This is a genomic window from Ruania rhizosphaerae, assembly GCF_009805705.1.
In the GTDB taxonomy this organism is placed as follows: domain Bacteria; phylum Actinomycetota; class Actinomycetes; order Actinomycetales; family Beutenbergiaceae; genus Ruania; species Ruania rhizosphaerae.
Map to the genome: position 1 here is coordinate 1 of NZ_VSMB01000006.1, position 13,167 is coordinate 13,167.

Consider the following 13,167-nt stretch of genomic DNA (forward strand, 5'->3'; position numbering starts at 1 on the left):
CCCGCCCAAGCCCTCAACCAACTCCTCACTGTCGCAACGACCACTTGACATTGGGGGCAAGATTTCGACACTCAAGCCACCCTCGTCGCGGGTGGTTGCGCATTCGCGTCGGTGAGACGCGGTCCCGATGACTGGTTGTCCACAGCCTCTGAGGTGAGTCCGGGTCACTCCTCGCCAGCAGCACCTGGCAGAGGTGCTGGACGAGTTCACTGCCGACGTGCTGGACCTGGTTCGCCGAGCCCAGGCGGATCAGACGTTCGCAATTGTCATGAAGTACGCCTACCAGGTCAGTGACACAGAACGAGACGAGTTGAAGTCGTTCTTCGATCAGCTCGGGCCGGAAGCACAGGAGGCTTATATGTCCACCACACTCGAACGAGGCGTCGCGCAGGGCCGGGCCGAAGGACGTTCCGAAGGGCGGGCCGAAGGACGTTCCGAAGGGGTCGCGCGTACGTTGACCCGTCTGCTGGTCAAGCGATTCGGCCCCCTAACCCCCGAGCAGACCGCGCGGATCCAGGCCGCGGCACCCGATCGGCTTGACGCCTGGGTCGACCGCTTCACCGACGCCACCAGCATCGACGACGTCCTCCGCTGACCCGAAACCTCAGTTCTCGCCGGAGAGGACGTCGGCAGCGAGTAGGTTGTTCCCTGCGGTCAGCCCGCCGTCGATCATGAGGGTGGTTCCGGTGATCCAGGATGCGTCCTCGGAGCTGAGGAAGGCTGCGGCGTTGGCAATGTCTTCGGGGGTGCCGAGGCGGCCGGCCGGGTACCAGCGGGTGACGCGGTCGATGATGCCGGGGTCTCTGCGGCGTCGTTCGTCCCAGGCGCCGGGGGTGATGACGGTGCCGACGCCGAGGCCGAAGGCGCGGATCCCGTCGCGGCCGTAGCGCACGGCGGTGCTGCGGGTGAGGGAGTTGAGGCCCGACTTCGCGGCGCTGTAGGCGGCGTTGCCGTAGTACTGGTAGGCGTTGACGGAGGAGATGTTGCAGACGACCCCGTGGCCTCGTTCGCGCATGGTGGGCAGGGCGGCCCTGGTGCACAGGTAGGGGGCGCGCAGGGCGATGGCGACCTGTTCGTCCCATCGGTCGGGCGTGGTCTCATGCAGGTCCTCGTCGTAGGCGTAGGCCGCGTTGTTGATGAGCACATCGACGCCGCGCGTCCGGTCGTTGATCTCGGCGAAGAGAGCATCGACGGCGGTTTCGTCGGTGATGTCGGCGGTGTGGGTGTGCACAGCCACACCGTGCTTCACGAGCCCTGCGGCCACGTCCGCGAGTCCGTCGGGGCGGACGTCGACGAGTTCGAGGGCGGCGCCGTCGGCGGCGAATCGGCGCGCCATCGCCGATCCGATGCCTCCGGCGGCACCGGTGATGAGGACGACTGGTGTCGTGGCCATGGTGGTCCTTGTGGTCGGTGAGCGGGTCAGAAGATGGTGCGCACGGAGCTGCGAACGCGGTACTGGTCGTCGATGACCGGGATGGCTCGCCATCGGTCGAGGGTGGTGCACGGGTGGGAGATACCGAGTTGGACGAGATCACCGACGCGCAGGTGGCTGGTCTCGACGATGGTGTGCTGGTCGTTGAAGGTGCGGATACGTGCGGCACCATCGGGGATGGGTTCGGTGTGTCCGTCGCGGAAGCGGGCCCGCAGCGGCGGCATCCCGGCGTCGGAGGAGATGTCCCGGCGGCCGGCGTCCAGGATGGCCAGGCCCGCCTCGGGGGTGGAGAGCACGCGAGCCCAGACCTCCAGCGCGGGTTGCAGACCGTCAGGGCCGCCGAGCGGGGTGGCATCGGCGTAGAGGCCGTGATCGTGAATCAGGTAGCAGCCGGAGCGCAGCACGACCTCGGTACCCGGAACACCCGTGAGCTCCTCGGCGACGAGGTCGAAGTACATACTGCCGCCGGCGGTCAGGATCGCCCCGGGCGAGAGCAGACCCTGGTCGAGCAGGTCCACGGCGAGGGTGCGCATCCGCGTCAGGAACGCTCGGGCGGCAGCCTCGGTCGCGTCCGTCCGTGAACTACCGACCACACCCTCGAAACCCGCGACCCCAGCCAGCCGCAGCCCCGCGGTCCCGGCGATCGCTTCGGCGACTGCGATACCGGTATCGTGGTCTCGTAGGCCCGCCCGTCCGTCCGGCTCGCCTACCTCCACGAGCACCGGAAGCGGTCGCGTGGCGCCTGCCACGATCTGGCCCATCTGATCGACCGCGTCCGTGCTGTCGGCGAAGACCAGCACCTCGAGCCCGGCATCGGCTGCCATCCGCTCGACCAACCAGCACAACCCCACGGGGTCGAGGCATTCGTTGGCGATCATCACCCGCGTCGCGCCCATGGTGATCATGGCCCGGGCCTGCCAGGCGGTCGCCGCCGTCATGCCCCAGGCGCCGCCGGCGAGCTGCCGGCCGATGAGTTCGGGCGACATGGTGGTCTTGCCGTGCGGGGCGAGCGCTACGCCGTGACGGGAGCAGAAGTCGCTCATCACCCGTTGGTTGTGCTCGAGCGCGTCCTCATGGAGCACCGCCAGTGGGGTGGAGAAGTCGGTGAGTGCATGCCAGCCCTGATCCCCGATCGAGTCGGCGCGCACGCCCTCTCCGGACGGCGGGAAGCTCTTGTGCGTCCAGTCGATCGCCCAGTCGCCGGTCGATCCGATCGTCATCAGTGGGACCTGGCGGCGACCACGTCGATCTCGACCAGGATGTTCATCAGGGTCGAACCGACGGTGGTGCGCACCGGGCGGGTACCGGTGAAGCGCCGTCCGTAGACCTCGTTGAACGCGGCGAAGTGCTCGTGCAGGTGCTCCAGGTGCACGGTGACCTTCACGACATCGGCGAGCGTGAGACCGGCGGCGGCCAGGGCGCGTTCGACGTTGTCGATGACCGCATCGGTCTGCGCTTCGATGCCCTCGGGGACGTCCCCGGTGGCCGGATCCATCGGGCCGAATCCGGCCGTCCACACGGTGTCGCCATGGCTGGCCACGTGCGAGTACGGGCCGGCTGGGGTGGGCAGGTCGTCGCTGATGATGAACTCAGGCATGCTCGTTTTCTCCTTGGTGATTCATCGGGTGGTGGTCAGTAGTCCCAGGTCAAGGCTCGGCCCGGGAGCGTGGCGGTCAGGTTGCCTTCGTGGAGGACTTGCTCTCCGCCCACCCACACGTCCTCGATGCCCTCGCTGAGCAGGGTCGGTTCGGCGTAGGTTGCCCGGTCGGTGACCCGGCTGGGGTCGATGAGTAGTACGTCCGCCGTCGCGCCCTCACGCAGAATGCCGCGGTTGCCCAGTCCGAACCGTTCAGCGGGGCGGGCGGCGAGGTGCTCCGCGGCCTGCGCCCAGGTCCAATCGCCGAGCTCGCGCACGTGGTGGCCGAGGAAGCGCGAGAACGTGCCCCGCGCACGGGGGTGCGGGTGCCCGCCGACGAAGATGCCATCCGAACCGCCGAGCTGACCGTCGTGCCGCAGCAGGGCACGCATATCGGCCTCGCTGTTCGTGGGCGGCTGCTCGAACACCGCCGTGACCGCACCTCCAGTGGCTCGCAGCAACTCGATGGCAAACGAGTCCAGCTCGCTGCCGGCCCGCTCGGCCGCTGCCCTCAGCGTGAGCCCTTCCGCGACCTCGAAGCCCGGGGCGTGGGCGATCGTGGCTTTGTCGAAAGCTGCGTAGTCCGAGGCTTCCCAGTGCCGCCGCACGTCGCCCGCGGTACCGGGTGAACTGAGCGCGTCTACCAGGTCGCCAGGGGCCAGTGCGAGCAACTCCGGGGGTAGCAGGGGGATCGTCAGCAGCGAGAAGCCGCGCAGGTAGGGGTAGGAGTCGAAGGTCAGATCGACGCCGTCATCAGCGGCATCGTCCAGCAGGCGGGTGAGGAGACTGGCCGGGCCGTGCAGATGGGAGACGTGCACGGCCACGCCACTGGCGGCAGCGATCTGGTGCACCTCGCCCAGGCCGACGACAGACTCGTCCTCGTACCCGCGCATGTGTGTCACATACGGTCGCCCGGCCTCGGCCAGCAGTCCCCCGATCTGGGACAGCTCGTCGACGTCCGCGTACAGGCCGGGCACGTAGTGCAGCCCAGTCGACAGACCCACGGCGCCGTCGGCGAGACCCTGCGCCACCAACTCCAACAGGCCGTGCCGTTGAGACCGATCCAGCTCGGGCGACAGCCCGGCCACCTGGTAGCGCAGCGTTCCGTGCGGGAGCAGGTGAGCGGTGTTCACTCGCACTGAACCGGTCAGTGACCGGCGCAGCTCTGCCCACGTGACGCCGTCGGACCACGCCTGGGGGAGCCGGCCGTTGATCCCGGCGAAGTACGACGCCGACCACGCGGCCGCTGAGTCGTGCGCGGGACCGTAAGAGACGCCGTCCTGCCCCGTGACGATCGTGGTGACTCCCTGGCGCAGCAGCGCCAGCTGCACCTCAGGGGCGAACACCTGCCCGTCGGCATGGGAGTGGGCGTCGATGAACCCCGGCATGATGAGCCGTCCGGTGGCGTCCACCTCCACCTCGCCCGGGCGCTGCGGGAGCGTCCCGATCCCGGTGACGGCGGCTCCTTCTATCCGTAGGTCCGCAAGCCTGGGTGGGGCGCCGGTGCCGTCGACGATCGTGCCCCCGCGCAGAATGATCGGTGCGGTCATCGCGGCGTCCCCACGATCTCCTGGATCTCGGCCACCGCGTTCACGAGTGAGTCCAGCGAGGTCCGGTAGGTCAGTGCGCTCACGCTGACGGCGCCCGAGGGAAGGGTGGGCGAGCCGAGCCAGACCGGAACCGCGAGGCAGCTGATCCCGGTCTCGTTCTCCTCGGCCTCGGTGGCATAGCCGCGCTTGCGGATCTGGGCGAGCTCGGCGGCGAACCGGTCCGGATCGGTGATCGTGCGGGGCGTGCGGGAGACCAGCTCGGCCTTGCGCGCCCAGGCGCGGACGCCATCATCACTGGTGAGGGCGAAGGAGAGCAGCAACTTCCCGCAGGCTGTGCTGTGCACCGGGTTGCGGCCGCCGATCGTCGAGGTGAGCCGGACGCTGCCCTCGGCGGGGTCGACCTTCGCGCGGTAGACGATGGAGGAACCATCGAGCACGGCGTAGTGCACCGTCTCGCCGAACCGGTGCGCCAAGGACTGCAGTGCCGGCTGGATCCTCAGGTATTCCGGGCGTTCCTCGTGGTTGGCGAACGCGAGCCGGATGAACTCATCCCCGAGGAGGTAGGAGCCTCGCTCGTCCTGCCGGGCGAATCCCATCTTGCGCAACGACGCCAGGGCCCGGTGGATGGTCGGTTTCGATCCGCCGACGGCCTGGCTCAGCTCGTCCAGGCTCGCCCCATTGCTGCGCTGGGCGAGTTCGCGCAGCACCGTCAGCACGCGTTCCGCGCCTACGACGCGCGGACCGTCGTCCGTCATCGGGCCTCCTGGTGACCGCCGCGAATGCTCTGTCCCGACGACTCTACGGTATTCTGTTTGTTTGAAGCAACGATCAATAGTTTGAATCTTCTGACCAATGATGGACGGGATGTATGGAACTGCTGGTGGGAAGCGCCGCGCTTCATGACGGGATCGTGGGAGAAGGGATTGCCACGGTGGCAGTCGCGGACGGGGATATCGTCGACGTCACGCCGGTCGAGAGGGCGTCTGGGAGCGATCAGTCGGCGGGTGCGATGTACCTGGCCTACGACGCGCAGCGTCAGGTGGCCTACAGCGTTCTCGGATCGACGCTGACAGCATGGCAACGAGCCGGCGACGGGTGGCGACGACTGGCAACTCAGCCGACCGGCGGTGAGGTGGCCTGCCATCTCAGCCTGCACCCGAGCGGGCGGTTTGTCCTGGTCGCGAACTACGAAGGTGGGAACGTCAGCGTGTTCCCGTTGCGGGCGGACGGCACCCCCGAACGGGCCTCGCATACGGAGCGGCTGGTAGGCAGCGGCCCATGCAGTCCTCGGCAGGACGCCGCGCACCCGCACATGATCACCACCGCCGGGACCTGAGGGTGATGTCTACGTCGTTGAGCTGGGTGGGGATCAGATCGTGCGGTACGAGCTGACGGCTGCGGGAGGCTTGGTCCGGCGCGGTGAGCTCAGGGTTCCTCCCGGGACCGGGCCGCGGCACATGGTCGCCCGCGGTTCCCGCGCCTACGTCGTCGGAGAACTTGCCGCGACGTTGATTCCGGTCGATCTGGCGACCGGCGCGGTGGGTGAGCCGGTGTCCACGCGACCGCCTGGCGAGGCGGGGGAGTGCTACCCCTCGGCTGTGGTGCTCGATCCGCAGGGGCGGTACTGCTACGTGCTCAACCGGGGTCCGAACACCATCGCGACCTTCGACATCACTGGGAAGCCACGACTGGTGGAGACCACTCCCAGTGGTGGGGACTACCCATGGGACGCCGTGATCTCGGATGGGTTCCTGTATGTCGCGAACCAGCGATCGGGAACGCTTGCGAGTTTCAGCCTGGACGCGCTTACGGGTATGCCGGATCCCGTCACGACTGCCTCGATTCGGTACTCGATCTGTATCGCGCCGGGGTCGGTGACATGAACAGTTCAGGCGCTCACTGGTCATGGTGGCAGCCTTCACCCTGATAGGTTGATTCGATGCGCGAATCAACTTCCTCGAGTCCGCTGAACGTCACCGTGTGGGGCGAGAACTTGCACGAGTTCCACGACGCCGAGCACATGACTGCTCTCTACCCGGACGGCATGCACACCACGATCGCCGATGCGATTTCTTCGCTCCTGGGCGAGCAGGTCAACGTGCGCACAGCGACCCTTGACCAACCCGAGCATGGCCTCACCGACGAGGTGCTGGACACCACGGATGTGCTCACGTGGTGGGGCCACATGGGTCATGACAAGGTCGATGACGCCGTGGTGCGCAAGGTGCACGATCGCGTGCTCGCCGGGATGGGCCTGCTGGTCCTCCACTCGGCGCACTTCTCCAAGATCTTCAAGTCGCTGATGGGGACCACCTGCTCGCTCCAGTGGCGGGACAGCAACGACACCGAGCTGGTCTGGACAGTGAAGCCCGACCACCCGATTGCCGACGGCGTCCCGCACCCGATCCGGATCGAGGGTCAGGAGATGTATGGGGAGCTGTTCGACATTCCCGAGCCGGACGAGCTGGTCTTCATCTCCTCCTTCACCGGTGGCGAGGTGTTCCGATCCGGCTGCACCTGGCGCCGTGGCAAGGGCAAGGTCTTCTACTTCTCCCCGGGCGACCAGGGCTATCCCGTCTATCACCACCCCGACGTGCAGCGCGTCATCGCCAACGGAGTGCTGTGGGCGGCACCCTCGCCGCGGGCGACGTTCGAGCGGCCCGATGTGGTGAGCCAGCCCGCGCCGCGATTCAGCGCGGATGACTTTGCGCGCGTTGCTCCGGGTATGCAGGCAGGGCAGGAGGGTCGCCGATGAGTCAGGTGACGGCGAACGCACCACTGCGCGCCGGCGTGGTCGGCCTCGGTTGGGCCGGGCAGCAGCACATGGCTGGGTATGACGCGCTCGGCGGCGTGGAGCTGGTTGGCCTGGCTGGCATGGAAGAGCACCTGCTCGCCGAACTCGGGAGCCGCTACGACGTCCCAGGTCGGTACACCAGCCTGGAGGCGATGCTCGCCGAGGCGAACCTCGACGTGCTGAGCATCGCCACACCCACCGCCCTGCACGCGCCGATGGCGATCGCCGCGCTGGGCGCCGGGGTGCACGTGCTGTGCGAGAAGCCGATGGCGCCCACTGCTGCCGACGCCGAGCGGATGGCCGAGGCGGCGCAGGCCGCGGACCGGGCGCTGGAGATCACCTTCAACAAGCGCCACCGCGCGCCGGCACGAACGCTGCACAGGTTGGTGGCCGACGGTGTGCTCGGCCGGGTCTATTACGCCAAGGCCGGCTGGGTGCGGCGCAAGGGCATCCCCGGGCTGGGTACGTGGTTCACCCGCAAGGAGTCCGCCGGTGGCGGGCCGATGATGGACATCGGGATCCACGCACTCGACCTGGCGCTGCACGTGCTCGGTGAACCGGGTGTGCGGACTGTTTCAGCCTCGACCTACGCCGAGTTCGGTCCGCGCGGCCTGGGTGGTGGCAGCTATGGCGTGGGCGCCCGGACTGCCGGGGACACCGCGGTTTACGAGGTGGAGGACTTGGGCACAGCCCTGCTCCGCCTGGACAACGACGCCACCCTGATGCTCGAGGCCAGCTGGGCGCAGTTCGTCGACCACGACCGGTTCTACCTGGAGCTGTTCGGCACCGAGGGTGGTGCGCGGATCGAGGTCGAGGGCCCCGACGCCCCGCAGATCCACGTGACCACCGATGTGGACGGGATTCCCGCGAATCTCGTCCCGGACATGCTCCCCGACGCCGGGCATGAGGCCAACGTGGCCGACTTCGTCGAGCTGGTACGCGGTGGGTCTGGCTCGCACGGTGAGGTGGGGCTGCTGCGCACCCACGTGATCGATGCGTGCTATGCCTCGGCCGATCAGGGGCGCGAAGTCACCCTGTAGTGGCCCGGCCCGGCCCGGCCCGGCCCGGACCATCGCCCAGTCCGCCCGTCGCCCCGGTCCGCCCGTCGTCGAGTCGGGCTGACGCCCTCTTGTCGGAATCAAACGTCGATTCGGCTGGTCAGGCCAGCCAGATCGACGTTTGATTCCGGGGAGTGGGGCGGGTGAACAGCCAATTCGACGTTTGATTCCGGTGGGGGGTTGACGGGGCGCGCCACACGATGTTGACTACGTAGTCATGACCAAGATGACTGCGCAGTCAACGAGGGGCGATGATGCCACCGGCAGCGCACCGCGACCTGTCATGACCGACGTCGCCCAGCGCGCAGGGGTCTCCCAGAAGACCGTCTCCCGCGTGGTGCGCGGCGAGGCGAACGTGAGCAACGCCGTCCGGGAGCGTGTGAACGCTGCCATCGCCGAGCTGGGCTTCCGGCCCAACGCCGCAGCCCGCGCCTTGGTCAGCAAGCGCAGCAACGCCGTCGGGATCCTTACCCCTGCTACGCCCCTGTATGGGCCCTCGGCGGAGTTGCTGGGCCTGGAGCGCGCCGCCGGCCGCGCCGGTCTGGCCGTGCTGATCGCCTCCGCCGAAGGTGGGGACGCCCAGACGGTCACTGCCGCGATCCGCCGGCTCGTCGACAGCGGCGTGGACGGCCTGCTCATGGGCAGCCTGCTCACCTCCGACGGCGTGGACGAGACCGAGCTGCACGGCAAGCCGGCCGTCGTCGTCGGCGATCCGCCCGAGGGGATGCATCTGCCCGCAGCCGTCACCGATCAGAAAGCAGGAGCGCGTGCGGCGATCGAGCACCTGCTCACACTCGGCCACCGGACTGTGCACCACCTCGCCGGTCCAGCCGCCTGGCACTCCGCCGCCGCCCGCACCGAAGCCTGGCAGCAGGCGCTCCGATCGGCGGGCCGTCCGCTCACGACGCCCGCGATGGGCGACTGGACGTCCCGCTCCGGCTACGAGCTCGGCCGCCGGCTCGCCGCCGATCCTGACGTCACTGCCGTGTTCGTCGGCAACGATCAGATGGCGATCGGACTGCTGCGCGCGCTGGCAGAAGCGGGCCGCCGGGTGCCCGAGGACGTCTCGGTGGTCGGCTTCGATGACATCCCCGACGCCGAATACCTCCCCGTCCCACTGACCACCGTGAAACAGGACTTCCAAGAGCTGGCCGACCGCGCCGTCGAGATGTTCACCTCCCTGGTGGACGAAGGCGCCACCAACCACGCCGACCACCATGACGATCGCCTGATCGTCACCCCCGAGCTCGTCGTCCGGCGGAGCACCGCCCCGCCGCCGGCGCCTGGTCGCTGAGGCGACCACCCAGGCCCATCCGGGCCGACCACCCCTGATGTCTACGAGGAAGTAGCACTCATGAAACCGCACCCCTTCCGCCGAACCGCAGCCCCGGTGGTGGCTTCCCTGAGCGCCCTGGCGCTCGTGGCCTGCACCGGCGGGTCCGAGGACGGCTCCGACTCCGGCAACGGTGGCGGCGAGACCGAGGCGATCACCGCCGAACAGTTCGAAGAGGCGATGAGCACTCCCACCGAACTCACCTTCTGGTCCTGGGTGCCCGACATCCAGAACCAGGTGGACATGTTCGAAGAGGCCTACCCCGAGATCGATGTCGACTACGTCAACGTCGGTCAGGGCGCCGAGCACTACCAGCAGATGCGCACAGCGATCCAGGCCGGTTCGGGTGCCCCCGACGTAGCCCAGGTGGAGTACCAGCACCTGGCCTCCTTCCGCCTTGGCGGCGACCTGCTCGACCTCACCCCGTACCTGCAGGAGGACCTCTCCGCCGCCTACCCGGACTGGGTGTGGAGTCAGGTGTCGGCCGACAGCGGCCTGTGGGGCATCCCGCAGGACACCGGCCCGCTCGGCAGCCTCTACCGCACCGACCTGTTCGCCGACGCCGGCATCGAGGTGCCCACCACCTGGGACGAGTTCGCGCAGGCCGCCGCCGACTACCGCGAGGCGATGCCGGACAGCTACCTCACGAACATGCCCGGCAACGATCCGGGCCAGTTCGTCGGGCTGCTCTGGCAGGCCGGGGCCCGCCCCTTCGCTTTCGACGGCGCAGAGACCGTGACCATCGACCTCGACTCTCCCGAGGTGCTTCAGGTGGTCGAGTACTGGCAGGGTCTGATCGCCGACGACCTGGTCTCGGTCGATCCGGACTTCAACGACCAGTGGTACCAGGCGCTCGCCAACGGCAAATACGCCAGTTGGCAGGTGGCCGCCTGGGGGCCGGTGTTCCTGCAGGGAACCGCCGGCAACACCAGTGGCCTGTGGGCCGCCTCCACGCTGCCGCAGTGGGAGGAAGGCCAGAACATCTCCGGCAACTGGGGTGGGTCCACCGACGCGGTCCTCTCCTCGACCGACAACCCGATCGCGGCGACCGAACTGGCCCGGTGGATCAACGTCGACGAAGAGCCCGCCACAGCTTTCGCCGAGGAACAGTTCCTGTTCCCGCCATCGCTCAGCATCCTCGAGTCCGAGGAGTTCCTCGCCGAGGAATCCGAGTTCTACGGCGGCCAGCAGGTGAACGCCACCTTCGCGGAGATCTCCGAGACGGTGCCCACCGATGACTTCGGGTGGCTGCCGTTCATGGACTTCGCCTACTCCGCCTACAACGAGACTCTCGGCAGCGCTATCGCCGACCGGGGTGATCTCGTGGCCGGGCTGCAGGCGTGGGAGGCCGAGCTGGTCGAGTACGCCGAGTCCCAGGGCTTCACGGTCGAGTGAGCGCGGTGGTGGGCGGCCGGTTGCCGGCCGCCCACCGCAGCTCCCGCCCCGGTCACCCATGCCCAAGGAGACGACGATGACCTCCACCGCACCCCCTGCCCCGGCCCAGCCACGTCCGCAGCGCACCGCGAACACGCTCAGTACGCTCCGCCGTCGGGAAGCCCGCGCCGGCTACCTGTTCGTGCTGCCCTTCATGATCGTGTTCGTCGCGATGCTGATCGTGCCGCTCGGCTACTCCGGCTACCTGTCGGTGTTCCGCGAGCAGCTCATCGGCGGAACCTCGTTCGTGGGCCTGGAGAACTATGCTCGCGCCCTCAGCGATGCCACCTTCACCGGCGGCGTGGCCCGGATGGCGTTGTTCCTGGTGATGCAGGTACCGATCATGCTCGGCCTGGCGCTGTTGTTCGCGCTGGTGCTGGACTCGGGTCGCTTGCGACTGCAGAAGTTCGTGCGCCTGGCGATCTTCATCCCCTACGCCGTTCCCGGTGTGATCTCGGCGCTCATGTGGGGGTATCTCTACGGTCCCGACTTCGGCCCTTTCGCCCAACTCGGCGAGGCGACCGGGCTCGGCAGCCCGGACTTCCTCTCCGCCGACTTCATGTTGTTCTCGATCATGAACATCGTCACCTGGGGGTTCATCGGCTACAACATGATCATCATGTACTCGGCACTGCGGTCGATCCCCACCGAGATCTACGAGGCGGCGCGGGTCGACGGTGCCGGTGAGGTGCGCATCGCCACCGCCATCAAGATCCCGGCACTGCGCCCGGCACTGGTGCTGACCACCATCTTCTCGGTGATCGGAACCTTCCAGCTGTTCAACGAACCGAACATCCTACGCACCATCGCCCCGAATGTGATCGGCAACGGCTACACCCCGAACCTGTACGCCTACAACCTGGCCTTCGTGGGCCAGGAGGTGAACTACGCGGCCGCGATCGCCTTCCTGCTCGGCTTCGTGATCATGGTCGTCTCCTACATCTTCCAGCTCACCACCTCCCGGAAGGAGGCCACCCGATGACGGCGACCGCTTCCACATCCTCGACGCCCACCTCGCGTGGTCGTCGCCCCGGCGCGAAGGCCCGGCCGAGCATGCTGCTCACCGTGGTGATGCTCGCCGTCGTGGCCTACTTCCTGCTCCCGCTGTGGTGGCTCTCGGTGGCCTCCACCAAGTCCAACGCCGACCTGTTCTCCTCCTTCGGGCTGTGGTTCGCCGACTCTTTCAGTCTGCTCGGCAACCTCGGCGACGTGTTCACCTTCCAGAACGGGATCTTTCTCGCCTGGGCCCGTAACACCGTCGTCTACGCCGGAGTCAGCGCCCTCGGTGCCGCCGTGCTCGCCACCGCAGCCGGATATGCGTTCGCCACGTTGCGATTCAAGGGCAGCACCGCACTGTTCGCGATCATCCTCGGCTCGATCATGGTGCCCCTGACGGCGCTCGCGATCCCCACCTACCTGCTGTTCGCCAAGGTGGGACTGACCGATACCCCGTGGGCGGTGATCCTGCCGTCGTTGGTGAGCCCGTTCGGGGTGTATTTGATGCGGGTGTATGCCGATGGGGCTGTCCCGCCCTCCTTGCAGGAGGCCGCGAGGGTTGACGGCGCAGGTGAGTTGCGCATCTTCGTCACCATCGTCTCGCGGTTGCTGGCGCCGGGATTCGTGACCGTGCTGCTGTTCGCACTCGTGAGTACCTGGAACAACTACTTCCTGCCGCTGATCATGCTCAACAGCCCCGAGTGGTACCCGCTCACCGTGGGCCTGGCGCAGTGGCAGTCCACGTCGCAGGCAGGCTCGGGATCGCAGGCGTTGTTCTCGATGGTGATCACGGGTTCGCTGGTCTCCATCGTGCCGCTGGTGATCGCGTTCCTGTTCCTGCAGCGGTACTGGCAGTCCGGCCTGGGGACCGGTGGTGTGAAGCAGTAGCTACCCGTTCGCGCCGTCCGGCCACCCGCACGCACAACCCAGCACA

General features: G+C 67.9%; 14 protein-coding genes. 9 read left to right on the top strand and 5 right to left on the bottom strand.

What is annotated here, in order from left to right; all coding sequences use genetic code 11:
• Nucleotides 1-193 precede the first annotated feature (193 nt).
• Complete coding sequence (locus tag FV560_RS09990) at nucleotides 194-595, top strand: DUF4351 domain-containing protein (RefSeq protein WP_159621396.1); 402 nt, start codon at nucleotides 194-196, stop codon at nucleotides 593-595.
• A 9-nt stretch (nucleotides 596-604) separates the two neighbouring features.
• Here FV560_RS09990 and FV560_RS09995 read toward each other — a convergent pair whose 3' ends face one another.
• From FV560_RS09995 to FV560_RS10015, 5 genes are read right to left on the bottom strand one after another with little or no spacing between them, the layout of a single operon-like run.
• A complete protein-coding gene (locus tag FV560_RS09995) occupies nucleotides 605-1,393 on the bottom strand; it encodes an SDR family NAD(P)-dependent oxidoreductase (protein WP_159621397.1) in 789 nt (262 codons plus the stop codon).
• A 26-nt stretch (nucleotides 1,394-1,419) separates the two neighbouring features.
• On the bottom strand, nucleotides 1,420-2,652 hold the full coding sequence (locus FV560_RS10000) for an alanine racemase (protein WP_159621398.1): 1,233 nt from the start codon (nucleotides 2,650-2,652) through the stop codon (nucleotides 1,420-1,422).
• Nucleotides 2,652-3,029 carry a RidA family protein gene (locus FV560_RS10005; RefSeq protein ID WP_159621399.1) on the bottom strand — a complete coding sequence of 126 codons (378 nt, stop codon included), beginning with the start codon at nucleotides 3,027-3,029 and terminating at the stop codon, nucleotides 2,652-2,654. Before FV560_RS10005 ends, FV560_RS10000 begins: the two co-directional genes overlap by 1 nt.
• Nucleotides 3,030-3,064: 35 nt before the next feature.
• Nucleotides 3,065-4,618 carry an N-acyl-D-amino-acid deacylase family protein gene (locus tag FV560_RS10010; protein WP_159621400.1) on the bottom strand — a complete coding sequence of 518 codons (1,554 nt, stop codon included), beginning with the start codon at nucleotides 4,616-4,618 and terminating at the stop codon, nucleotides 3,065-3,067.
• Nucleotides 4,615-5,373, bottom strand: a complete 759-nt coding sequence (locus FV560_RS10015; protein ID WP_159621401.1) for an IclR family transcriptional regulator — start codon at nucleotides 5,371-5,373, stop codon at nucleotides 4,615-4,617. Before FV560_RS10015 ends, FV560_RS10010 begins: the two co-directional genes overlap by 4 nt.
• Before the next feature lie 113 nt (nucleotides 5,374-5,486).
• On the opposite strand from FV560_RS10015, the gene FV560_RS20535 reads away from it, so the two are divergent.
• From FV560_RS20535 to FV560_RS10055, 8 genes are all read left to right on the top strand, one after another.
• On the top strand, nucleotides 5,487-5,954 hold the full coding sequence (locus FV560_RS20535; protein ID WP_159621402.1) for a lactonase family protein: 468 nt from the start codon (nucleotides 5,487-5,489) through the stop codon (nucleotides 5,952-5,954).
• Between the two features lie 40 nt (nucleotides 5,955-5,994).
• Nucleotides 5,995-6,501 (top strand): beta-propeller fold lactonase family protein, encoded by a 507-nt coding sequence (locus FV560_RS20540; RefSeq protein WP_159621403.1) that lies wholly within the window; start codon nucleotides 5,995-5,997, stop codon nucleotides 6,499-6,501.
• A 56-nt stretch (nucleotides 6,502-6,557) separates the two neighbouring features.
• The gene (locus tag FV560_RS10030) at nucleotides 6,558-7,373 is read left to right on the top strand and encodes a ThuA domain-containing protein (protein ID WP_159621404.1); all 816 of its coding nucleotides are present in this window, start codon (nucleotides 6,558-6,560) and stop codon (nucleotides 7,371-7,373) included.
• Complete coding sequence (locus FV560_RS10035) at nucleotides 7,370-8,452, top strand: Gfo/Idh/MocA family protein (RefSeq protein WP_159621405.1); 1,083 nt, start codon at nucleotides 7,370-7,372, stop codon at nucleotides 8,450-8,452. The genes FV560_RS10030 and FV560_RS10035 overlap by 4 nt, the downstream gene beginning before the upstream one ends.
• Nucleotides 8,453-8,687: 235 nt before the next feature.
• Complete coding sequence (locus FV560_RS10040) at nucleotides 8,688-9,764, top strand: LacI family DNA-binding transcriptional regulator (protein WP_235020048.1); 1,077 nt, start codon at nucleotides 8,688-8,690, stop codon at nucleotides 9,762-9,764.
• A 60-nt stretch (nucleotides 9,765-9,824) separates the two neighbouring features.
• The gene (locus FV560_RS10045) at nucleotides 9,825-11,198 is read left to right on the top strand and encodes an ABC transporter substrate-binding protein (protein WP_159621406.1); all 1,374 of its coding nucleotides are present in this window, start codon (nucleotides 9,825-9,827) and stop codon (nucleotides 11,196-11,198) included.
• A gap of 76 nt (nucleotides 11,199-11,274) precedes the next feature.
• Entirely contained in the window at nucleotides 11,275-12,219 is a 945-nt protein-coding gene (locus FV560_RS10050; protein WP_159621407.1) for a carbohydrate ABC transporter permease, read from the top strand.
• Entirely contained in the window at nucleotides 12,216-13,121 is a 906-nt protein-coding gene (locus FV560_RS10055; RefSeq protein ID WP_159621408.1) for a carbohydrate ABC transporter permease, read from the top strand. Before FV560_RS10050 ends, FV560_RS10055 begins: the two co-directional genes overlap by 4 nt.
• The last annotated feature ends 46 nt before the right edge of the window (nucleotides 13,122-13,167 follow it).

What these genes read in the sequence shown, in the direction of transcription:
- FV560_RS09995 (WP_159621397.1), bottom strand. Translation starts at nt 1,393, where the DNA reads ATGGCCACGACACCAGTCGTCCTCATCACCGGTGCCGCCGGAGGCATC.
- FV560_RS10000 (WP_159621398.1), bottom strand. Translation starts at nt 2,652, where the DNA reads ATGACGATCGGATCGACCGGCGACTGGGCGATCGACTGGACGCACAAG.
- FV560_RS10005 (WP_159621399.1), bottom strand. Translation starts at nt 3,029, where the DNA reads ATGCCTGAGTTCATCATCAGCGACGACCTGCCCACCCCAGCCGGCCCG.
- FV560_RS10010 (WP_159621400.1), bottom strand. Translation starts at nt 4,618, where the DNA reads ATGACCGCACCGATCATTCTGCGCGGGGGCACGATCGTCGACGGCACC.
- FV560_RS10015 (WP_159621401.1), bottom strand. Translation starts at nt 5,373, where the DNA reads ATGACGGACGACGGTCCGCGCGTCGTAGGCGCGGAACGCGTGCTGACG.
- FV560_RS20535 (WP_159621402.1), top strand. Translation starts at nt 5,487, where the DNA reads ATGGAACTGCTGGTGGGAAGCGCCGCGCTTCATGACGGGATCGTGGGA.
- FV560_RS10030 (WP_159621404.1), top strand. Translation starts at nt 6,558, where the DNA reads ATGCGCGAATCAACTTCCTCGAGTCCGCTGAACGTCACCGTGTGGGGC.
- FV560_RS10035 (WP_159621405.1), top strand. Translation starts at nt 7,370, where the DNA reads ATGAGTCAGGTGACGGCGAACGCACCACTGCGCGCCGGCGTGGTCGGC.
- FV560_RS10040 (WP_235020048.1), top strand. Translation starts at nt 8,688, where the DNA reads ATGACCAAGATGACTGCGCAGTCAACGAGGGGCGATGATGCCACCGGC.
- FV560_RS10045 (WP_159621406.1), top strand. Translation starts at nt 9,825, where the DNA reads ATGAAACCGCACCCCTTCCGCCGAACCGCAGCCCCGGTGGTGGCTTCC.
- FV560_RS10050 (WP_159621407.1), top strand. Translation starts at nt 11,275, where the DNA reads ATGACCTCCACCGCACCCCCTGCCCCGGCCCAGCCACGTCCGCAGCGC.
- FV560_RS10055 (WP_159621408.1), top strand. Translation starts at nt 12,216, where the DNA reads ATGACGGCGACCGCTTCCACATCCTCGACGCCCACCTCGCGTGGTCGT.